The organism is Chloroflexota bacterium (assembly GCA_016875535.1).
Lineage (GTDB): Bacteria > Chloroflexota > Dehalococcoidia > SHYB01 > SHYB01 > VGPF01.
Genome location: VGPF01000006.1, coordinates 65,940 through 86,335, shown reverse-complemented (window position 1 = coordinate 86,335; position 20,396 = coordinate 65,940). Strand labels below are relative to the sequence as shown.

The following is a 20,396-nucleotide window of genomic DNA, read 5'->3' as shown; positions in this document are numbered from 1 at the left end:
CCGGCCCTGGCGAACTGTCTGGCAAGGCTTTCCACCTCTGCCTGGTTGAGCTTGCAGCCAAGGTGCGTGATGGCGATGGTGCGCGGCATGGCGTGGTGATCCCTTATGGCCGCAGGCCCGTCTGGTAGAGCGCGCCGATAAGCCGGCCGGGCCCAACGTTCCTTCTCATGATGACGATGCCCGTCTCCGAAGATGCATCATAGCCGCATGCCCCGGGGCCTTGCGGCGCAAGGTCAGAGGCGGTCACCCTGGCGCGGATGGTGAGCCTGCCTTCGCCGTCTCGTGCCAGCATCGGCGGGTTCAGGGAGGCGACTTCCACTGCCACGCAACCTGTATGCGCCTCTAACCGCTCGCCCTCCATGCTTGGCGAGAAAATGGCGAGCAGTCTCCCGTCGCGGGCATGGGCAAGGTCTGTTTGGAACAGGCTCTTTCCGCCAAGCTCCTTTGCATCCTGCGCATTGCTCAACTTGCCGAGGTAGCTCCACTTCCAAGATGACACCGGCCCCTCCGGCTGTGTGGCGAAGAGCGCAACGAACTCCTGGTCGTAGAGTTCCCCTTGCGGGCTGAAGAGCATGCACTGCGCCGCCAGGAAGAGCCGGTCGTTCGTAAAGAGGATGCCGGGGTCGCTCCAGGTGCATCCGTTCACCTCACGCGCCAGGCCCGAAAGGCTCGTATCCGCCTGCCATTCCTTCGGCGTGAGCGCTCCGCCAAGGATGCCTTCGTGCGCGTCACCCAGACTTAACGGCGAGGCGGCCTGAGCTACTCGGAGATGGAACGTCCCGATCTTGAACCCGCTCCCGGGCCGTGTGAAGTATCGGAGCCGCGCGGAATACCAAACGACCCCGTTCGCTGTCTGGCGCGGGTAGAGCGAGACAGCCTCGTGGTTCGAATAGCCGGCTTCGCCCGTTGTCGGATCGCGTTCCGCCTGCGATCTCCACAGTGCCCGGTCAAAAAGCCACGTTCTGCCCCCGTCGTCGCTGTGCGCCAGGTGCGAGTCCACCGTCACCGTTGCCACCGCGCCTGTGCCGCTGATGTGCGGCCATGAATAGGCCATCCATATGCGTCCGGTCTGCGGATCGCGCCTCAGAGAAGGGTCGGCGAAGCCGCGCGCAGGGCTGGGCCGTCCATCGGGGAGGCGCGCCGGCGCATCGCCCTGGATGAAGAGTTCTCGACACGATGGATTTGCCGCCGTGCAGTCTATGGAGGCTATACCGGGCGCGAGCGTAGGGGCGATTGTTTCAGGCGAAGGCGTCACTCGTGGCGATTCGGTGGCCGTCGGCAAAGCGGTTGCCGTCGGGCCTATCGCGGCTTTATCGCCCTTTGAGGTGCACGCCGAGACGGTAAGAATCGCCGTGAGGCCGATGGCTGTAGCCGATTGACGTAAGGTCAGTCTCGTTGGCATGCTCTTCAGTTAACCACACCTGGCCGGAAAGAGTATACGGGTCGCTCTCTTTCTTGGTCCCCTTTCCTTGCGCCTGGTATACTTGACTCTCGTTTCCCCCACAGGCTACCTCATGACCACCAAAACCAAGTTCGAATACGAGGCTGTCATCGGCCTGGAAGTCCACGCCCAGGTGCTCACCAAGAGCAAGATGTTCTGCGCCTGCGCCGCCGATTACCAGTCCGCCGGGCCGAACACTCGCGTCTGCCCCGTCTGCATGGGCATGCCGGGCGTTTTGCCCGTCATGAACAAGGTCGCCGTGGAGGCCACTATTCTCACAGGGCTGGCACTCAATTGCACCATCAATGAGCGCGCCAAGTTCGACCGCAAGAACTACCCCTACCCTGACCTGGTCAAAGGCTACCAGATCTCGGAGTACGATCAGCCCATCGCCAGCAACGGCTGGATCGATGTGGAGGCGGACGGGCAGAAGCGGCGCATCCGCGTCACCCGCGTCCATCTGGAAGAGGATACGGCCAAGCTTACCCACAAGATTGATCCATCGGGCGAGACCTACAGCCTTGTTGACCTCAACCGCTCCGGAACGCCTCTCATGGAGATCGTCGGCGAGCCCGATATCCGATCGGCGGAAGAGGCCCGCCAATATCTCACCAAGCTCCGCTCCATCCTCCAGTACCTTGGCGTCAGCACCGGCAACATGGAGGAGGGCAGCTTCCGCTGTGATGCCAACGTCAGCATCCGCCCCAAAGGCTCCACCAAGCTTCCCGACCACAAGGTGGAAGTGAAGAACATGAACAGCTTCCGCGCCGTCTATCGCGCCCTTCTCTTTGAGGTGGAGCGCCAGGCGCAGGTCCTCGATTCCGGCGGGCGCGTCGTTCGCGAGACCCGCGGCTGGAATGAAGCCAAGGGCGCAACCCTCAGCCAGCGCAGCAAGGAGCGGGCGCACGATTACCGCTACTTCCCGGAGCCTGATCTCCCGCCTCTGCACCTCGATCGCGAGTGGGTCTCCCTCATCAAGGCTCGCATGCCCGAGCTTCCCGATGCCCGTCGCGAGCGCTACATGACGGAGTACGCCCTATCCGACTACGATGCGCGACTCCTCACCAACAGCAAGGCTATGGCCGATTTCTTCGAGACCACGGTGAAGCTCAAGCCCGGCGCCGATGCGAAGGCCCGCGCCAAGGCCGTCGCCAACTGGGTCCTGGGTGAGATGTCCCGACTCCTGAACGCCGAGAATATCGAGATCGAAGACCCTAAGGTCAAGATGCGCCCGGAGCACGTCTCGGAGGTCGTCGAGCTTGTGGAATCCAGGACCATTAACCAGGTCGTCGCCAAGGAAGTCTTTGAGGCCGCCTTCAAAACAGGCAAAGGCCCTGCCCATCTGGTCAAGGAACAGGGCAAGACCCAGATCTCCAGCGCCGATGAGATGACCCCTCTCATCGAACAGGCCGTCGCGGCCAATCCCCAGGCCGTCAAGGACTACATGAGCGGCAAGGAGACGGCGGTGAAGTTCCTGGTAGGCCAGGTCATGAAATCTTCCAAGGGCCGGGCCAATCCCAATGTGGTGCAGGACCTCCTGAAAGAGCGCCTGGACAAGATGAAACCCACCTAATCGGCTATAATGAATAGGTTGTCATGCAAACCGCCTTCAACTACATCTCGATCATCCTCTCCATCGTCCTCGTCATCCTCTTCATCCTTCAGGTGAAGGGCACGGGCGGCGGCTTCTTCGGCGGCGGTAGCGGCGGTGCCTATCGCACCAGGAGAGGCTTCGAGCAGACTCTCTTTCGCGCGACGATCCTTCTTGTCGTCGTTTTCCTGGTTGTCTCCATCGTCAGCGCGCGCATCTTCTAGCCAGGTCGGCCATGGCGCCGATCATCACCCTCACCACGGACTTCGGCCTCTCGGACCCCTACGTCGCCTCCGTTAAGGGCGTCATCCTCTCCATCAACCCGCGCGCTCGTCTGGTGGACATCTCCCACCAGGTGCCGCCGCAAGATATCCTCCACGGCGCCTTCCTCCTTTCCACCGCCTGGCGCTCCTTCCCCAAGGGCACGCTGCACCTCGCCGTCGTGGACCCGGGCGTCGGCACCAAGCGAAAGGCCGTCGCCGTCTCCTTCAAGGGGCACAGCTTCCTTGCGCCGGATAACGGTCTCCTGTCGCTCGTGTTGGGCGGCGGCGCATCGTCAACTCTCCCATCGCAAGCCCGCGCTTACGCCATCACGAACCCTCGCTATCGCCTCAAGCGCGTCAGCAGCACATTCCACGGCCGCGATATCTTCGCTCCAGCCGCCGCGCACCTCTCACGCGGCCTGCCCATCCGGCGCTTGGGGCCATCTCTGAAGCGCCTCGTCACCTTGGATGTCGCCTTTCCGGTTCGAGAAAGGGACGGCTCCCTTCGCGGAGCCGTACTGCACGTGGACGCCTTCGGTAACCTAGTGACAAATATCAGGATAGGATGCAAAAGGCGACATAACGGTGGAGGTTGCCGGAAAGAGCATCCCAAAGCTCAGTGAGACGTTTGCTGACGCCGTCGGCCTGCTTGCCCTCTGGGGCAGCAGCGACTACTTGGAGATCGCCGTTCGCAATGGCAATGCCGCCGCACTGCTGGGCGTGAAACGTGGCGATCCGGCCCTGGTGCGGCCCAAGCGCTAGGCTAGATGCCCAGGTTCTTCTTCAGGTCCCGCTGGAGCTCCGTCACCCAGGAGTGCAGTTCCCTATGCTCCCCGGGTAGGTCATGCACGAAGTGGAAGTCAAACCCCGCCTGCTTCGCGAAATACTTGTCCATCTCACCGTCGCCGATGTGCAGGTACTTCTCCGCCGGGAACTTCGCCTTCACTTCATCCAATCGGTGCTTCAGGGAGACGAAGTCTACCTCGATATTATGCTCTTTCCAGAGCTGGATCTGGTTGCTGATGGGCCTATCGGAGGCGCTTCCCACCACGTAACCCAGTTCCTTTGCCCTGCGAACGATCTCGAGGGTGATTCTGCCTGGGGGCTCGCCGAAAACCATTGTCCCGTCTATGTCAAAGCTGATGAGTTGCAGAGGAGATTCCTTTGAAGAGAGCAGAGATATTCTCACACGGGCTTTCCGGCGCGTCAACTCAAAATGCGTAATTTTCCCCGGGAAAGAAAGGAGGCGTTCCGATCTGATATCGGAATGCCTCCAAAAGAGCGTGACTTGGACTGAACGCCCGCTAGGGGCCTCGTCTATCTGCCGCCGGCGGCGAGGTAGCGCTTATGGCCTGCAGGCCGCCCAGGCCGTCTGGCCGTAGGAACTTCCTGCATCAGCGTCGCCAGCATCCCGGCGTTCGCCTGCTCCTTGCTATAGCCGCACTGAGCGCAGGAGGCATACTTCCCGAACCGGTCTTCCTCCTCATACAGGTCACCCTTGCACTTCGGACAGCCCTTTAAGTACATCATGGCTTTGCTCCGTTCCTTCGTTCACCCGGACGGTCCCCTTTCCGTCCGCCCACAGGATGCACCGGGGTGGTTGAAGTTGCATCCCTCAAAATAGTGAACGTAGAAACTAAGCAAAAGGTTAGCCTTGTATTAGGCGAATTGCGTCACAGAACGGTAACAGAAGAGTTACAGATTGGATTACTTGGTTAGAAAAGCGTGAGAGTAAGCCGTCTGGGTGATACCTAAGGAGACCTGAAAGCCGAATCAGGAATGCCTGAGGCAGCTATCGCGCCTTCCGCCACTTGGTCCCTTCGGGGCCGTCTTCCAGCGCGATCCCCAGCTCTCCCAGGCGGATCCGTATCCGGTCGGCAAGCTGGAAATGCTTCGCCTTCCTCAGCGCCGCCCGCCGCGCGATAAGGTGGTCCATCACCTGGGCCAACGCCGTCGGTTTTGCGCTTGGCGGCTCTCCCACCTCGTCAATCAGCGCCAGGAGCGGTGTCAGGTCCATTGCCTCGTGACTTGCCGCCTCTTTCAGCGTCAGGCCCAGCACTCCGGCCAAGGCCCTCAGTGTCACCTGGGCCTTCTGGATTCCTCGCGCCTCTTCTGCCCCTCGGTTGATCTCCCGCGCCAGGTCGAACAGCGCCGCGATCGCCTGCGCCGTGTTGAAATCGTCGTCCATCGCCTCTTCAAAACGCTTGTTGAACGGCGCCGCATCCACCGGGTCGCCTGTCCCTTTGGACGTGGCTCCCGCCGCGATGCGTAGGCGCTCCGCGCCCCGGTCCGCCGCCTGCACCGATTCCTCGCTGAACTTCAGCGGGGAGCGGTAGTGCGAGCCGAGGACAAAGAGCCGCATCGCGTCCGCGGAATGCCGCTCCAGCGCCTCTTTGATCGTCACCAGGTTCCCCAGCGATTTGCTCATCTTCTCTTCGCCAAGCTGCAGGAGGCCGTTGTGCAGCCAGAACCGCGCGAAGGGCTGCTTCCCCGTGAACGATTCGCTCTGCGCGATCTCGTTCTCATGATGCGGGAAGATCAGGTCCGCCCCGCCCCCGTGGATGTCCAGCGTCTCTCCAAGGTGCCGGAGGGACATGGCCGAGCACTCGATGTGCCACCCCGGCCTGCCGGGGCCCCAGGGGCTGGCCCACTCCGGCTCCCCCGGCTTCGCCGCCTTCCACAGGGCGAAGTCCATCGGGTGCTCCTTCTGCACCCCGGGCTCCACCCGCGCCCCCGCCACCATGCTGTCCAGCGTGCGGTGGCTCAGCTTCCCGTAGTCGTCGTCCTTCGTCACGCGGAAATAGACGTCGTTGTTGCCGGCTACGTATGCATACCCCTTCGCGATGAGCCCCTGGATCACCTCGATGATCTTCGGCAGCTCCTGGGTGGCGCGCGGATAGACCGTCGCCCGCTTGATGTTCAGCGCGTCCATCTCCCGGAAGAACTCGGCGATGTGCCGCTCAGCCAGCTCCGTGGCCGGGATGCCCAGGCGGTTCGCCCGGTCAATGATCTTATCGTCTATATCCGTGAAGTTCTGGACGTAGCGCACCGTGTAGCCCTTGTGCTCCAGGTAGCGCCGGATCATGTCGAAGTTCATGGCGCTCATGGCGTGGCCCACGTGCGCCGCCGAATAAGGCGTGACGCCGCACACATACATCTTGACCGTCTTGCCGTCGGCGGGCGCGAACTCTTCCTTCTTGCCCGTCAGCGTGCTGGAGATCTTCATGAGGTGGCTTGTTCGATGAGCGCCACGGCCTGTGCCGCGATGCCTTCGCTCCGGCCTTCAAACCCAAGGCCGTTGGTGGATTTCGATTTGATGCCGAGCCTGGCCGGCTCGATGCCCAGGGCTGCGCTCAGGCGCTTGCGCATCTCTGGCACGTGCGGGCTCATCCTGGGGTGCTGGGCGATGATTGTAACATCCACATTTCCGATGCGCCAACGCGCCTCCGCCAGCTTTTTCGCCGTGAACTCCACGAAAGTCAGGCTCGGCGCATCCTTGTAGCGCGCGTCGCTCGGCGGGAAGAACGTGCCGATGTCCCCCAGGCCCGCCGCCCCCAGCAGCGCATCCACGATGGCGTGGCACACCACGTCGGAATCGCTGTGGCCCTCCAACCCCTTCTCATGGGGGATGTGGACGCCGCCCAGCATCAGCCGTCTGCCGGGGACCAGCGGGTGTGCGTCGTATCCTGTGCCCACGCGGAAGCTCGTCATCCCTGCCCCTTTTTCCTCAGAAGCACTTCGGCTACCGTTATATCCTCCGGCGTCGTGACCTTGATATTTTCGTAAGAAGCCATAAAGACCTTCACCGTCTCTCCCATCCGCTCCACCAGCATCGCGTCGTCCGTCGCGTCTGCCGTGATTTCGGAATACGCCTTCACAAGCATGTCGTACCGAAACACCTGGGGCGTCTGTACCTGCCACAGGCCTTCTCGCGGCGGCGTGGCCGTGATCTCCTGGTCGGCGTTCACCTGCTTGATCGTATCCTTCGCAGGCACCGCCGCGATGGCCGCCCCCGTCGCCTTCGCCGCCTCCAGCCCCCGTGCGATGATGGCTCCGGTCACACAGGGCCGCGCCCCATCGTGGATCATCACATAGTCGCACTGCCTTAGGGCAAAAAGGCCTGCCTTCACGGAATCCTGCCGTCGTGCGCCCCCGCTCACGATGGCCGTCACCTTGCGCCAGCCCGCCTTCCGCGCCAGCGCCTCGCCCATGGGCACAAGGTCTGCCCGCATCACGATGACGATCTCATGGACCAGTGCCGAAGCCTCAAAGGTCTCCACGGAATGCGCGAGGATCGGTTTGCCCAACACCGGCGTCAGGATCTTGTCTATGCCCTGCATCCGGCGGCTTTCCCCGGCGGCGGCGATCACCACGCCCAATTGGGGCGCGCGTGCCGATGAGGAGCCTGCGGCGGAAGGCGGCGGCATGCGGGGCGGTTACCCCTTGAGCTGCGCGAAGACGATGCGTCCGGCGTTCGTCTGCAGCACCCGCGTCACGGAAACGTCCGTCTCTTCCCCGATGAGCCGCTTCCCGTTCTCGATGACTACCATCGTGCCGTCGTCCAGGAAGCCTACGCCTTGGCCCGCCTCTTTCCCCTCTTGCACGATCTGGATGCGCATCTCTTCCCCGGGTTGCAGGATGGGGCGGAGCGCGTGCGCAAGGTCGTTCATGTCCAGGACCTTCACCCCTTGGATGGAGGCCACTCGGTTCAGGTTGAAGTCCGTCGTGAGCAGCGCGGCGCGCATCTCCCGGGCCAGCGCCACCAGCTTGCCGTCCACATCCGTTCCCTGCGTGATCGTGTCCGGGAACATCATCGGCACCTTGTCCTCGCGTCCCAGCTTATTCAGTATCTCCAGGCCTCTGCGTCCCCTGGCACGCCGCATGGCGTCCCGGGAGTCCGCGATCTGCTGCAACTCTTCCAGCACGAACTTCGGCACTACCAGCGTATCGTGGATAAACCCCGTCTGGACGATGTCCGCGATGCGCCCGTCAATGATCGCGCTCGTGTCCAGGATGATCTTGTTCGGGCCTGTTCCGCCGTCCGTCGTGATGCGCAGGAAATTCATCAGGTCCCGTTCCCGTGAAACGAACGTCAGCGTCATGACGATGATGACAAAGACTGAGGCGACCAGCGGCGCGAAATCGCCCAGGTCCCTGGGCAGGTAGGAAAGGGGGATCGTTATCAGCGCTGCTACCATCAGGCCCACAAAAAGCCCGATGCCCCCGGCGATGAGAGTGCTGAGCGGTAGCCCCTCTACTTTCTGAATGATGGCCGCATGGATGGCTCTAAACAGCAGCAGCGGGGCAAAGTAGCCCAAAATGAACCCGCCAGCTGTGAACGGAGGGCCCCATAGGAGGATATCTTGGGAGGCCGCGTCCGCGGCCGATGCGCCGATGAGCCACCCGGCTCCGCCCAGGGCCATGGCGCACGCCGCCCTGAGATAGCGGAACCCGCTGCTCTGGTATCGCTTCTCTTTCGGAGGCGGCGCGGCAGGCTCACTCTTCACGGGCGCAGTTGTCATCGCCGATGCCGCTCCTTCTGGAGCATCTACTGCTCGCTGAACCGGGGGCGCGCTCACCCAAAATCATACTACACACTAGAGTGAACGTACACTCGAGCCGAATGATAGCTTACCATAACCCAAAACGACGAGTCAAAAGAGGAAAGCGGGAACCACGATTCACGAATCACGTGATGAGGTTCTTCACCCAGCCCGCCCCAACGGCCCCCGCATAGGCGATGCCGATATTCTTGATCGTCTTGCCCACCCACGCCAATAGGAGGAAGTTCCTCAACGGGTAGCGGAGCGTCCCAACCGCGATGCCCAGGAGATCGAAGATGGGATTGGGAATGATGGAGAAGAACAGGATCACGGGCCAGCCCTTTGCTCGCACCCATCGCTCGATCGGCCGGTAGAAGCGTGATTTCTGCGCCACATCGCTCCCGCTATACCCCAGTGCATACCCCGTGATCTCGCCGATCGCCTCCGCCACCCCCGCGATGAGCCCCACGAACACCGGGTTCAGGTAGTCCCCGCCCAAAAAGACCGCCGCCGTGCTGGGCAGCGGGATCACTAACCCCCCGGAGCCGACGAGCGATGTCACGAAGATGGCCGGGTAGCCCAGCGTCTTCACCGTCTCTTCGATGTCCGTGAACCGGTCGCGGAAGACCAGCGCCATCGTGATGATGACGAGGACTAGAAAGAGGATAAGCAGCCGCACCTGCTTTCCCGTGATGGGGAGCGGATGCGGCGGTGGTTCGGCTCTCTTACCGTCGGCGGGCGAAGGTGGCGTGTCCACTGGTGGCTCGGCTGTCCATTATGCGCCTACCGCGCCGTGGAAAGAAAGTCCAGCAGCGCCCCGTTGAACGCCTCCGCCTGCTCCAGGTGCGGCCAGTGCCCGCACTCTTCGAATATCTTCAGCCGCGCCGCTTGCGCCAGCTTCGCCGCCCGCTCCCCGTGCGCGACCGGCGCCACCGGGTCCTGCCTGCCCCACGCCACAAACAGCGGCATCTTCAGCTCCGCGATTCGGATATCCCGTCGCACGCTCTTCTTCTGCCCCTGAATGGTTACCCCCGCGCGCAGCATCCTCAGGATGCCGCCCACCGCTCCCGGCCGCCTGCGGAAGGCCAGCATCTCATGTACCGCCGCCTCCTCGATCGCCGATGGGTTGTGCACCAGCGTCCGCAGCAGCTTCCGCACGGAGGACTCATTCGGCCTGTGCCCGTACTCGCCGAGGAGCGGCAGGCTCCCCAAGCGCAAGAAACCCGCGATCTCCTTGCCCAGCCCCACGCTTCCCACCAGCGTCAGCGTGCGCACGCGCCCCGGCTGCGCCAGCGCCGTCTCCAGCGCGATCGCCCCGCCCAGCGAATTCCCCACCAGGTGGACGCGCTCCAACTGGAGCGCGTCCATAAAGGCGACGACGAAGCGTGACGCATCCTCCAGCCGGTACGGGAACCACACCAGGTCCGATCTCCCGTGCCCCGGCAGGTCCATCGTGATCGCCCGGTGCCGCTCCCCGACGACCGAGACGTTCTTCCGCCAGTTGAACGCCGAATTCCCAAGGCCGTGGAGAAAGATCACCGGCTCGCCTTCGCCCGCCTCCCAATAGTGGACGGTATGCCCCTCTATCTGGATTGTGCGCTCTGCTGCTGCGATTGCGTCCGGCGGCATGCCCGCTATTATCGCGGCGCACTCTCCCAAACAAAAGGGCCTCCGGTCTGCACCGGAGGCCCCAAATCGCTCTATCCCTCTCCTGCTCCTTGTACCTTGAACCTTCTTCTTATCTTCCCGCCGTCACAGGCCGCTTCATGCTGAACTCCAGGCGGCCATCCTTCAGGTCCACCAGCACATGCTCGCCGTCCTTGAACTCGCCCGCCAGCACCCGCTTCGCCAGCGGGTTCTCCACATGCCGCTGGATCGCCCGGCGCAGCGGCCGCGCGCCGTACACCTGGTCGAAGCCCTGCTCCACCAGCCAGTCCTTGGCCGCCTGCGTCAGCTCGATCTCCAGCCTCCGCTCCTCCAACCGCTTGCGCACGTCCTTTAGCAGCAGGTCTATGATCCGCCCGATCTCCTCCTTCGTCAGCGGGTCAAAGATGATGATCTCGTCAATGCGGTTCAACAGCTCCGGGCGGAACGTCCGCTTCAGCGCATCCTCGATATTCTTCCGCATCCTATCGCGGCTCGATTCCTTCGCCGCAGCCGTCGGCTGGAAGGCGAACGTCTGCTTCCCCGCCTCGCCTGTGCCTAGGTTGCTCGTCATGATGACGATCGTGTTGCGAAAGTCTGCCGTCCGCCCGTGGCTGTCCGTCAGGCGTCCATCCTCGAGGATCTGCAGCAGGATGTTGAACACATCCGGGTGCGCCTTCTCGATCTCATCGAACAGGATGACCCGGTAGGGCCGCCTGCGCACCGCCTCCGTCAGCTGGCCGGCGTCCTCAAACCCAACATAGCCCGGCGGCGCGCCGATGAGCCGCGAGACCGTGTGCTTCTCCATATATTCCGACATATCGATCCGCACCATCGCGTCCTCGTGGTCGAACATGAACTCTGCCAGCGCCTTCGCCAGCTCCGTCTTGCCCACGCCCGTGGGGCCCAGGAAGATGAAGCTGCCGATGGGCCGCTTCGGGTCCTTCAGGCCGGACCGCGCCCGACGCAGCGCGTCGGAGACGGCGCTGATCGCCTGCTCCTGGCCGATCACCCGCTGGTGCAGCCGCTCTTCCATGTTCACCAGCCGCTCCGCTTCGCCCTCCAGGAGGTTAGAGACCGGGATCCCCGTCCACGCCGCGATGAGCTCCGCCACGTTCCGCGCCTCCACCTTCGTGGATATCTTGGACTCCTTCAGCCACTTGTTCTTCGCTGCGGCATATTTCTTTTCGGCGTTCAGCCGCTGCGTCTTCAGCTTCGCATGCGTCTCGTACTCGCCTCGCTGGGCCGCGGCCTCCTCCTCGTTCGTCAGGCGGTTGACCTCCTTCTCCAGCTCCTTCACATCCTTCGGCGCGCTCTGCGCCTCGATGCGCACCTTGCTCGCCGCTTCGTCTATCAGGTCGATCGCCTTGTCCGGCAGCTTCCGCTCCGTTAGGTAGCGGCTGGAAAGCGTCGCCGCCGCCGTCAGCGCCTCGTCCTCGATCTGCACCTTATGGTGCGCCTCGTAGCGCGGGCGGATGCCGCGCAGGATCTCCACCGTCTCTTCGATGCTTGGCTCGTCAATGTAGACCGGCGAGAAGCGACGTGCCAGCGCCGCATCCCGCTCGATGTGCTTGCGGTACTCGTCCAGCGTCGTTGCGCCGACGCACTGCAGCTCGCCCCGTGCCAGCGCTGGCTTCAGCATATTGCTCGCGTCTATCGCGCCCTCGGCCGCTCCCGCACCGACGACCGTGTGGATCTCGTCAATGAACAGGACGATCTCTCCCTGGGCCGACCGGATCTCGTCCATCACGGCCTTCAGCCGCTCCTCGAACTCGCCCCGGAACTTGCTCCCGGCCACCAGCGCCCCCATCTCTAGCGAAAGGACGCGGCGTCCCTTCAGCGAATCCGGCACATCGTCAGCCGCGATATGCTGCGCCAGCCCCTCCACCACCGCCGTCTTGCCCACCCCCGCATCGCCGATGATGACCGGATTGTTCTTCGTCCGCCGCGTCAGGATCTGGATGACCCGCTTGATGGCATCATCCCGGCCGATGACCGGGTCCAGCTTGCCCTCCCGGGCCAGCTTCGTCAGGTCGCGGCTGTACTTCTCCAGGGCGCGATACTTGCTCTCCGCCCGCGGGTCCGTCACCCGGTGACTGCCGCGGATGTCCGCCAGCGCCCGGTAGACCTTCTCCCGCTCGATGCCGAAATCCTTGAGGATCTTGCCCGTGTCGCCGTCCGTCGCCATCGTCACCGCGATCAGCAGATGCTCGGAGCCGATGAACTCGTCCTTGAACCGCTTCGACTCCGATTCCGCCGCTTCCAGCAGTCGCGCCACCCTCGGCGTGATGAAGATCTGCGGCCCCGCCGTCGCCTGCTTAAGGGCGTTCCCCAGGATGGACTCCAGCCTGCTCTTGATGAGCTCCCTATCGAGTCCCAGGCGCTTCAGCGCCTCGGGCGCGATCCCGTTCTCCTGCCGCAGGAGCGCCAGAAAGATATGCTCCACGTCCCACTGGGCGTGTTGGTACTGCTGCACCAGGCTCTGGGAGTCGCTGATGACCTCCTGGGCCTGCTCGGTGAATCGTTCTGGCTTCATCATGTCGGTGCCTCTGCTTCTGCGCCTCCGCTCCGAGGCGGTTATGCGTTAGATGCCGCTCGTGCCTTGCGTGATTCGTTCCTCTGCCGTGTGGCCTTCCCCACCGGCGTGACATCTATGATTTCAGGCGTGCCGCTTCCGCCCTGCAACTCCTGCAGCAGCGCGCCCATCCGCTCCTCCATCTGCGCCAGCTTCCCCGCCATCCGCAGCATCGCCTCTGCTCCCGTCAGGCTCATCCCCATCTCCTGCGTCAGCCGCCGTATCTTGATGAGCCGTTCGATGTCCCGCTTCGAATAAAGACGTTTGTTCCCGCTGGTCCGCGTCGGCTGCACAAGCCCCGCACGCTCGTAATAGCGCAGCGTCTGGGCGTGCAGCCCCACCATTCGGGCCGCGACGCCCATGGTGAAGCAGGGAGTCTCTTTCGTGATCTTCTCTCGCATCGCCGTTACCCGCGCAGCCGCTTGAGCTCTCGGAATATCTCGCGCTCGCGCTCGGAAAGGTTTGTCGGCAGGATGACCTTGATCTTGGCGTACAGGTCGCCCCGGTCGTTGGAGTTCAGCTTCGGCATCCCCTGGCCCGCCAGGCGGAAGACGCGCCCGTTCTGTGCCTCCGCTGGAATCGTCAGCGCCAGCATCGTCCCCTTCAGCGTCGGCACCTTTACCTCGCCGCCCAGCACCGCATCGGCCACGGAGACGGCGGCGTCCACGTAGAGGTCGTCGCCTTTGCGCTCGAAGGCGTAGTGCGGGCGGACGGTGATGGTGATGTACAGGTCGCCGGGCGATGTGCCTCCCTGGCCGCCTTCGCCCGCGATCCGCACCCGCGACCCGGTGCGCACGCCCGGCGGGATGCGCACCTCCAGCCGCCGCGTCCTGCCCTGTGCTCCCGCCAGCTGCAGCACCCGCGTCGTCCCGGCGAACGCCTCCTCCAGCGTCACCTCGGCATTCGCCTCCACATCTTGCCCGCGCGATGAGACCCGCTGGCCTCGCGTCGCCCCCGGCGCTCCGCCGAAGAACGACCCGAAGATGCTCTCAAAGACATCGTCGCCTCCGTTGCCGAAATCGAAATTGACTGCCGTCGGCCCCCGGCGTCCCGATGTCGTCTGTCGCCCCCCGAGATTGCTGAAGCCGCTGTCATCCTGGACTCCTGCGGCCGCGAACTGGTCGGCCCGCTTCCAGTGCTCCCCGTACCGATCGTACTTCGCCCGCTTCTCCAGGTCGGAGAGCACCTCGTGGGCCTCGTTCACCTTCTTGAACTTCGCCTCCGCCGTCTTATCCCCCGGATTCAAGTCAGGGTGCAGCTTCCGCGCCTGCTTGCGGTAGGCGTCCGTGATCTCCTCCTGCGAGGCGTTCTGTGCAACGCCCAGGATGTCGTAATACTCCCGCTTGCCCATCGGCTTCCCTGCCCGGCTGTGCGTTGCCTATAGTCTATGACTTTAGTCGGACTGTGTCAATGTTCCTTAGTGCCTCCTTGCATGCCCCCTGTCGCCCTCAGGCGCGGTGATGTCCAATCACCGCGACGAACGGGCCTACCCCGTCCGGGTTGTCGCACAACCCACACATCCGTAGGGGCGGCCCGATGCCATCGGGCGAACGCGGCGCGCGCCCTTCTCCAATCCCCCTTCCCCGGGGTTGCCCCCGCAACCCACCTTCCACTCCGGTAGGGGCTGGCCTTCCCGCAGGGCTCCGATACATCGGAGAGGCCAGCCCTCCCCGTCGGGCACGTCACGTGCCCCTACCCTCTCCCAGCTCCGATTTATCGGAGCGTCCGGGAGAGCCATTCCGATGGCATGTGCTCATTCTTATGAGCTGTGCTCTTCCTAGAGCAACGAGAGGGCCAGGGTGAGGTCTCCGAAATCCCCTCTCCCCCCGGTTGCCCCCGCAACCTAGGAACGGACTGGGCTGTCCCAGCGGCCCCTATCCCTCGCTTCGCAGGAGAGGGACCAAGGGAGAGGTTTTCTAACTCCCTGCCCCCGGTTGCCCCCGCAACCCCTTCCCCATCGCCGCCCAACGCGGCTTACCCTCTCCCAGAATCTAGCGAAGCTGAGCTCGTCCGGGAGAGCCATTCCGATAGCATGTGCTCATTCTTATGAGCTGCGCTCTTCCTAGAGCAACGAGAGGGACCTAGGTCGAGTCTTCGAGACCCCGATGCGGCATCGGGGGAGAGGTCTCCCTCATCTTCATTTGACAGCCCCCTCCCCCTGCCCTACGCTACCAACAGGAGCTTTCTCCCCCTAAAACAGCGGCCTCGCCATGGCGAGGCCGCCCTCGGATTTCCAAGGAGCCTCATGACCGGTCTCGCGGCTGTTGTCCTAGCGGCGGGCAAGGGCAAGCGGATGAACTCCAAACTGCCCAAAGTCCTCCACCGCATCTGCGGCAAGCCCATGGTCGCCCACGTCGTTGCGGCGGCCAAAGCGGCCGGCGTCAAGCGCCTCGTCGTCGTCATCGGCCACGGCGCTCAGCAGGTGCGCGATTCCCTGGGCAAAGACGTCGAGTTCGTCGTGCAGAAAGACCAGCTCGGCAGCGGCCATGCCCTCCTCCAGGCGCGCAAGCTCCTCGAGGGGAAGGCCTCCTCCATCCTCGTCCTCAACGGCGATGTCCCCCTCGTCACTCCCGCGACCCTGACCAGTCTCGCCTCCCTCCAGGCGGAAAAGAGCGCCCCAATCGCCTTCCTCACCTCTTCCCACGGCCCCGTCTCAGGCCTCGGCCGCGTCTTCCGCGACCCGAAAGGCGATGTCCAGGACATCATCGAAGAAGCCGACCTCCCTGAGGGATTGGGGCTCCTCAAGGAGATCAACGTCGGCAACTATTGCTTCGACGCCGCATGGCTCTGGCCCGCTCTGGCGCAGGTGCCCAAGAGCAGGAGCGGCGAGTTCTACCTCACCTCCCTCATCGGCATGGCCTATAAGGACCGCAGGCCCGCCATCACCGCTCCCGTTGCCGATGCCGCTGAAGCCCTGGGGGTGGACACCCGACAGCGCCTCGCCGAGGCCGAGGCCGCCATGCGGCGCCGCATCCGCGATAGGTGGATGTCCTCCGGTGTCACACTCGTTGACCCGGCCACGGTCTACATAGATGCCGATGCCTCCATCGGCCGGGACACCACGATACAGCCCAATAGCTATATCCTGGGCAACACCTCCATCGGCCGGGACTGCGTCATCGGCCCCGGCGCCATGCTCGCCGAGGCCTCCATCGGCGATCGTTGCGCTGTCGTCGCCTCCTCCATCGAGTCTTCCACCCTGGAGGCCGATATCTCCGTCGGCCCCTTCAGCCGCGTCCGCGGCGGCGCGCACCTGGAGCGCGGCGTCCACCTGGGCAACTACGTTGAAGTCAAGAAGTCCCGCCTGGGCAAGGGCACGAAGTCCCACCACGTCAGCTACCTGGGCGATGCCACCGTCGGGAAGAACGTGAACATCGGCGCAGGCTCCATCACCTGCAACTACGATGGCGTGAACAAACTGCCGACCGTTATCGAAGACGATGTCTTTGTCGGCTGCGATACCATGCTCGTCGCCCCCGTGCGTCTGGGCAAAGGCTCCAAGACCGGCGCGGGCGCGGTTGTCACCAAGAACGTCCCTCCTCGCGTCACCGTCGTCGGCGTCCCGGCGCGGCCCCTCGTGAAATCCCCTCCAGCCGAGAAGCGCGCCAAGGCCGGGAGGCGGTAGCATGTCGCCCGGCAATGCCGCCGAAATACTCATCCTCATCGCCGGCCTGGCCATCCTCGGCATCTCATCCGGCGCAACCACGGCCCTCACCGGCATCCGCCGCGCGCGTCTCTGGCACCTCTTCTCCACTGACCGCGAGGCCGGCCTCGAGTTCGAAGCCCAGATCGGCCAGTACCGCTCCTCCCTCGTCGTCGTTCGCATGGTCGCCCTGGTGGCCGCCATCTCCTCCGCCATCCTCCTTGCCCATGAGATCTCCGATGGCCTCTGGTGGGCCATCCTGATCGCCGCCCTGGCCGTCAGCATCCTCCAGTTCTTCGTGGAAGGCCAGGTCCGACTCATCGCCGCCAAAGACCCGGAACGCTACTTCCACGGCATCGCTATTCCGTTGGCCGTCCTGCGGAAAATCACGCGCCCCGTCACGCGCCTCACGCCCCTGAGCTCGGAGGCCGCCTTCTCCCACTCCCTGGAGGACGGCGATGAGGTGGAGAAGCCGCTGGAGGAGGTTCGCGAGATGCAGGAGATCGTCTCCAGCCCGGACAGGCCTGCCGTGCCCGATGAGGCGGAGCAGGAGATGATCGGCGCGGTGATGGAGTTGAAGGACACCTCCGTTCGCGAGGTCATGACCCCTCGCCCTGACATGGAGGCCGTGGGCGACGACGAAAGTTTCGATGATGTCATCAAGCTTATGACGGAGCGGGGCCGTAAGCGCGTCCCCGTCTATCATGAATCCCTGGATAACATCGTCGGCATCATCCACTATGGCGATGTCCTCAAAGCCGCCCACACCGGGCAGAAGCCCGCGATAAAGGACCTCGCCAAGCCCGTCCTCTTTGTCCCCGAGTTCAAGAAGGCCCGCGATCTCCTGCGCGACTTCCTCGTCAAGCGTGTTCACATGGCCGTCGTCGTGGATGAGTACGGCGGCGTCGAAGGTCTCGTCACCCTCACCGACCTCGTCCAGGAGATCGTCGGCGATATCGCCCCCGAGGCTGATAGCGAAGTCTCCATGGTCAAGGACGGCGAGGCCGTCTTCGATGGCCAGGTCTCCATCTATGAGGTGAACGACAACCTGGAGACAAGCCTCAAGGGCGAGAACTACGGGACCATCGGCGGCTTTGTCCTCCACCACCTCGGCCGTCTCGCCAAGCCCGGAGACCGCGTCCACGCCGAAGGCGTCCAGGTGGAGGTCGTCTCCACCGCAGGCCGCCGCATCCGCAAGGTCCGCGTCAAGCGCCTCGCCCCCGTCCCCGAGCAGCCCCCGGCTGCTTAGCAGGGAAGCGATCCGGTTTTCCTCAAGATGTTTGTCTTTGTGGAGACCTCTCTTTCTCTAAGGGCTGTGTCTTTTGGACTACGGCGATCGTGGGGAAGTTTGTGCTGCAGAGGGCCCGACGGTGTGCCATGGGTGGACGCGTCCAGCAAAGGTGCGGGCGTTTAACGTTCCCGGAAGGCCGGGACAGGGCATCGCGATAGCGGTCTCGCGACTTCCCCACAGTGCCCTCGGCGACATGGGTCAGCCGGTCACGCCCGCTTGTGAGTCGTCCAAGACGGACAGATCGTACGATCTTCCTTCGTCGCGTGGGCCTAGGCCAAGTGCGAGTGCGATGCGGTGGCTGAGCGCCGGGTACCATTCGGCGCGGCGTCCCGCAACGGGGCCGCTCTGCAGAACTTTGTGGCATAGGCTGAGGGTGTATCGCCATACGTTCCTCTACTTCAATGATAAGTACTAACGTCAAGTGGGGAGAGGACAAGAGAAGCTACCCACAGATGAAGAAGATTAGGGAGAAGGAATGGAGGAAGGAGGAGGAAGAGGGTTGATCCACCGAGGGCACAGAGAGCACAGAGGCAGGATGGGGAGATTTGTCCGCTCTGGTGCGGCCCCGATGCAACATGCGGTCCGGACTCATAGGAATGAGGGTGAGGACACACATAGTCCGAGAGCCTTTCAGAAAGGACAGAGAGTGCAGATGGAGAGAGGAGCAGGGTTTCGGACACGGAAGTACCCACAGGGGGCACTGAATGTGCGGATGCGGAATGGAAGGGAGAAGACTCGGGCTGCCCCTGCATCCGCCTGTATCACGTGCGGCTGAGACTATCGGCGCTATACGCTCTTGAGGAACGGGCGGCTTTTGCCTATTCTGGATGGCAAGAACCTTTGCCCTGAAAGAATAGACACAACGATATGAAGAATTGCATCTTGTTCACAGCGCTTGTGCTTGTTGTTGCGCTTGCCGTGACAGCCTGCGGCGAAAAGAAGAGTGTAGGGCCGAAGTTCGAGAAGAATCCGACGCCGCCTCCCCTGAACGCCGAAGTGCTGGTCAAGGACTTCGCGACGGCGCAACGCCTCGTGCCGTTCAAGCTGACCCTGCCCACGAAGATCCCCGCCTCCGTGGCCTCTGCGCCGCTTTTCAAGGTGAGGAACCCTGAGCTGCGACTCGTTGAGGACGGCCGGCACTACGAGTTTTCAGTGGCCTATTCCGGGCTGGATTTCCGGCTTTTGGAGATCAGCCAGTCTGACAAATCGTACGATGCGCTGCACCTGAGGCCGGACCCCCTGCGCAGGGGACAGATCTTCCGCGGGGTGACGGTTGAGTTCCGGCAGATATCGGACATCGCAAAGAGGCCTGGGACGAATGCGGCAATACCGGGTTCACAGGTCTGGTGGAACGACCAAGGCGTGACGTACACGATCTACGCGGTGAATCTGAACATCGGCGATGTGCTGGGCGTGGTGGATTCAATCATCGAGGCGTCGCAGAAATAGCAGGCCTATCCGGGACGTGGTCCGGCAATGGCGGCGCTCATCTGTTTGGCGAGGTGGTCGCGCATAAGCTTCCCCGAGAGCATGGCGGTGATGTGGCCTTTGGGGATAGTGGCAACCGTCAGCCTGCCATAAGCGGCGCGGTGATGGGCGTAGGGGATCACGGCATCGTGCTTGGCGAGCAGAGGGAAGACGTTCTTATCCGGGACTGAGGCCCATTCGCGGTGGAAGTTGAAGAGGGAGCGGATGCGGTCGGGGTCGGCCTTGGCGCGTTTGCCGACCTTCATGGCGTAGGCGCTTTCCAAAAAGACATCGCCCATCAGGGGGCTGGCGAGCATGGGGCAATAGGCATCGGCGGTGTTGCAGTGGATGTGATGGCGATTGGTGATGGCGCCCCCTAAGCTCGCCCCGGCTATGATGACCTTCGTCGCTCCCCGGCTCCGGGCGACGTTCACGACGTGTTCGATGGCCCGGACGCCGACGGCCATCATCGCCAGGTAGTTCGCCACTCGCCTCATCTTGTTTGTGAAGCGCTTGGGCTCTTCATGGTATGGCGCGCGGACGACGATGAGGTTGGCGTCCACATCTTTTACCTGGGGAAAGATGCGCCGGAAGCTTGCGTCGAAGGGTTTTTCCGCGGTGCCGTGGTGGTAAATGAGGGTGGGTTTCGCGCCGCGCCACTGGGCGATGCGGATGAGGGCGTTCAGATCGCCGATGTGGGAGCTGGCCTTGACCGGGTAATCGCCTGGGCCATCGAGGTCGGGGACGGTGAGGCGGACTTCGTGAAGCTGATCGGCGAACGAAGGAGAATCGAGGCTATCCGTGAAGAAATGAGGGGCAAGCCTGGCTGAGAGCCAGATGGCTGTGCGGTCTATTTGGGAGTGCATCGGGGGGTCCTCATGCAGCTTGTTTCCTGTGTTACCATGACTCCCGGCAAGGCAATTGTATGAGTTGGAGGC

Annotated in this window: 18 protein-coding genes and 1 pseudogene; 6 read left to right on the top strand and 13 right to left on the bottom strand. The window is 63.3% G+C overall.

All coding sequences use genetic code 11. The annotated features are described in order from the left end of the window. Positions 1–103: 103 nt before the first annotated feature. A complete protein-coding gene (locus FJ039_03610; protein ID MBM4405256.1) occupies positions 104–1,402 on the bottom strand; it encodes an exo-alpha-sialidase in 1,299 nt (432 codons plus the stop codon). 112 nt (positions 1,403–1,514) lie between these two features. Between FJ039_03610 and gatB the strand changes: the two genes are divergently transcribed. The 3 genes and pseudogenes from gatB to FJ039_03595 all read left to right on the top strand — a co-directional run bounded on the left by gatB (position 1,515) and on the right by FJ039_03595 (position 4,057). Further along, positions 1,515–3,014 carry an Asp-tRNA(Asn)/Glu-tRNA(Gln) amidotransferase subunit GatB gene (gatB, locus tag FJ039_03605; protein ID MBM4405255.1) on the top strand — a complete coding sequence of 500 codons (1,500 nt, stop codon included), beginning with the start codon at positions 1,515–1,517 and terminating at the stop codon, positions 3,012–3,014. 23 nt (positions 3,015–3,037) lie between these two features. Continuing rightward, positions 3,038–3,256 (top strand): preprotein translocase subunit SecG, encoded by a 219-nt coding sequence (gene secG, locus FJ039_03600; protein MBM4405254.1) that lies wholly within the window; start codon positions 3,038–3,040, stop codon positions 3,254–3,256. An 11-nt stretch (positions 3,257–3,267) separates the two neighbouring features. Further along, positions 3,268–4,057, top strand: a pseudogene (locus tag FJ039_03595) (SAM-dependent chlorinase/fluorinase). A 1-nt stretch (position 4,058) separates the two neighbouring features. Here the strand turns inward: FJ039_03595 and FJ039_03590 are convergent. From FJ039_03590 to FJ039_03540, 11 genes are all read right to left on the bottom strand, one after another. Next, on the bottom strand, positions 4,059–4,415 hold the full coding sequence (locus FJ039_03590; protein MBM4405253.1) for a hypothetical protein: 357 nt from the start codon (positions 4,413–4,415) through the stop codon (positions 4,059–4,061). 197 nt (positions 4,416–4,612) lie between these two features. Next, positions 4,613–4,825, bottom strand: coding sequence for a hypothetical protein (locus tag FJ039_03585; protein MBM4405252.1), 213 nt, complete (start codon positions 4,823–4,825; stop codon positions 4,613–4,615). Between the two features lie 262 nt (positions 4,826–5,087). Continuing rightward, positions 5,088–6,521, bottom strand: a complete 1,434-nt coding sequence (locus FJ039_03580) for a cysteine--tRNA ligase (GenBank protein ID MBM4405251.1) — start codon at positions 6,519–6,521, stop codon at positions 5,088–5,090. Beyond that, positions 6,518–7,006 (bottom strand): 2-C-methyl-D-erythritol 2,4-cyclodiphosphate synthase, encoded by a 489-nt coding sequence (locus tag FJ039_03575; GenBank protein MBM4405250.1) that lies wholly within the window; start codon positions 7,004–7,006, stop codon positions 6,518–6,520. The genes FJ039_03580 and FJ039_03575 overlap by 4 nt, the downstream gene beginning before the upstream one ends. Then, positions 7,003–7,722, bottom strand: coding sequence for a 2-C-methyl-D-erythritol 4-phosphate cytidylyltransferase (gene ispD / locus FJ039_03570; GenBank protein ID MBM4405249.1), 720 nt, complete (start codon positions 7,720–7,722; stop codon positions 7,003–7,005). The genes FJ039_03575 and ispD overlap by 4 nt, the downstream gene beginning before the upstream one ends. Positions 7,723–7,731: 9 nt before the next feature. Continuing rightward, positions 7,732–8,817 carry a TRAM domain-containing protein gene (locus FJ039_03565; GenBank protein MBM4405248.1) on the bottom strand — a complete coding sequence of 362 codons (1,086 nt, stop codon included), beginning with the start codon at positions 8,815–8,817 and terminating at the stop codon, positions 7,732–7,734. A gap of 166 nt (positions 8,818–8,983) precedes the next feature. Next, on the bottom strand, positions 8,984–9,595 hold the full coding sequence (locus tag FJ039_03560; GenBank protein ID MBM4405247.1) for a VTT domain-containing protein: 612 nt from the start codon (positions 9,593–9,595) through the stop codon (positions 8,984–8,986). A gap of 26 nt (positions 9,596–9,621) precedes the next feature. Then, positions 9,622–10,467, bottom strand: a complete 846-nt coding sequence (locus tag FJ039_03555) for an alpha/beta fold hydrolase (GenBank protein ID MBM4405246.1) — start codon at positions 10,465–10,467, stop codon at positions 9,622–9,624. Between the two features lie 109 nt (positions 10,468–10,576). Continuing rightward, on the bottom strand, positions 10,577–13,018 hold the full coding sequence (locus FJ039_03550) for an AAA family ATPase (GenBank protein MBM4405245.1): 2,442 nt from the start codon (positions 13,016–13,018) through the stop codon (positions 10,577–10,579). 41 nt (positions 13,019–13,059) lie between these two features. Further along, the gene (locus FJ039_03545; GenBank protein ID MBM4405244.1) at positions 13,060–13,458 is read right to left on the bottom strand and encodes a MerR family transcriptional regulator; all 399 of its coding nucleotides are present in this window, start codon (positions 13,456–13,458) and stop codon (positions 13,060–13,062) included. A gap of 5 nt (positions 13,459–13,463) precedes the next feature. Beyond that, positions 13,464–14,408, bottom strand: coding sequence for a J domain-containing protein (locus FJ039_03540; protein MBM4405243.1), 945 nt, complete (start codon positions 14,406–14,408; stop codon positions 13,464–13,466). An 894-nt stretch (positions 14,409–15,302) separates the two neighbouring features. Here FJ039_03540 and glmU point away from each other — a divergent pair. The 3 genes from glmU to FJ039_03525 all read left to right on the top strand — a co-directional run bounded on the left by glmU (position 15,303) and on the right by FJ039_03525 (position 19,440). Next, entirely contained in the window at positions 15,303–16,682 is a 1,380-nt protein-coding gene (glmU, locus tag FJ039_03535; protein ID MBM4405242.1) for a UDP-N-acetylglucosamine diphosphorylase/glucosamine-1-phosphate N-acetyltransferase, read from the top strand. Between the two features lies 1 nt (position 16,683). After that, on the top strand, positions 16,684–17,949 hold the full coding sequence (locus FJ039_03530) for an HlyC/CorC family transporter (GenBank protein MBM4405241.1): 1,266 nt from the start codon (positions 16,684–16,686) through the stop codon (positions 17,947–17,949). Positions 17,950–18,873: 924 nt separating this feature from the next. Beyond that, on the top strand, positions 18,874–19,440 hold the full coding sequence (locus FJ039_03525; protein ID MBM4405240.1) for a hypothetical protein: 567 nt from the start codon (positions 18,874–18,876) through the stop codon (positions 19,438–19,440). Between the two features lie 5 nt (positions 19,441–19,445). Here FJ039_03525 and FJ039_03520 read toward each other — a convergent pair whose 3' ends face one another. Beyond that, entirely contained in the window at positions 19,446–20,324 is an 879-nt protein-coding gene (locus FJ039_03520; GenBank protein MBM4405239.1) for a hypothetical protein, read from the bottom strand. Between the last annotated feature and the right edge of the window lie 72 nt (positions 20,325–20,396).

Bases quoted from the DNA above. Each gene is read 5' to 3' on its own strand.
- FJ039_03545 (MBM4405244.1), bottom strand. From the start codon at position 13,458: ATGCGAGAGAAGATCACGAAAGAGACTCCCTGCTTCACCATGGGCGTC.
- FJ039_03550 (MBM4405245.1), bottom strand. From the start codon at position 13,018: ATGAAGCCAGAACGATTCACCGAGCAGGCCCAGGAGGTCATCAGCGAC.
- FJ039_03555 (MBM4405246.1), bottom strand. From the start codon at position 10,467: ATGCCGCCGGACGCAATCGCAGCAGCAGAGCGCACAATCCAGATAGAG.
- FJ039_03590 (MBM4405253.1), bottom strand. From the start codon at position 4,415: ATGGTTTTCGGCGAGCCCCCAGGCAGAATCACCCTCGAGATCGTTCGC.
- FJ039_03580 (MBM4405251.1), bottom strand. From the start codon at position 6,521: ATGAAGATCTCCAGCACGCTGACGGGCAAGAAGGAAGAGTTCGCGCCC.
- FJ039_03530 (MBM4405241.1), top strand. From the start codon at position 16,684: ATGTCGCCCGGCAATGCCGCCGAAATACTCATCCTCATCGCCGGCCTG.
- ispD (MBM4405249.1), bottom strand. From the start codon at position 7,722: ATGCCGCCGCCTTCCGCCGCAGGCTCCTCATCGGCACGCGCGCCCCAA.
- FJ039_03520 (MBM4405239.1), bottom strand. From the start codon at position 20,324: ATGCACTCCCAAATAGACCGCACAGCCATCTGGCTCTCAGCCAGGCTT.
- FJ039_03565 (MBM4405248.1), bottom strand. From the start codon at position 8,817: ATGACAACTGCGCCCGTGAAGAGTGAGCCTGCCGCGCCGCCTCCGAAA.
- gatB (MBM4405255.1), top strand. From the start codon at position 1,515: ATGACCACCAAAACCAAGTTCGAATACGAGGCTGTCATCGGCCTGGAA.
- FJ039_03575 (MBM4405250.1), bottom strand. From the start codon at position 7,006: ATGACGAGCTTCCGCGTGGGCACAGGATACGACGCACACCCGCTGGTC.
- FJ039_03540 (MBM4405243.1), bottom strand. From the start codon at position 14,408: ATGGGCAAGCGGGAGTATTACGACATCCTGGGCGTTGCACAGAACGCC.
- secG (MBM4405254.1), top strand. From the start codon at position 3,038: ATGCAAACCGCCTTCAACTACATCTCGATCATCCTCTCCATCGTCCTC.
- FJ039_03585 (MBM4405252.1), bottom strand. From the start codon at position 4,825: ATGATGTACTTAAAGGGCTGTCCGAAGTGCAAGGGTGACCTGTATGAG.
- glmU (MBM4405242.1), top strand. From the start codon at position 15,303: ATGACCGGTCTCGCGGCTGTTGTCCTAGCGGCGGGCAAGGGCAAGCGG.
- FJ039_03610 (MBM4405256.1), bottom strand. From the start codon at position 1,402: ATGCCAACGAGACTGACCTTACGTCAATCGGCTACAGCCATCGGCCTC.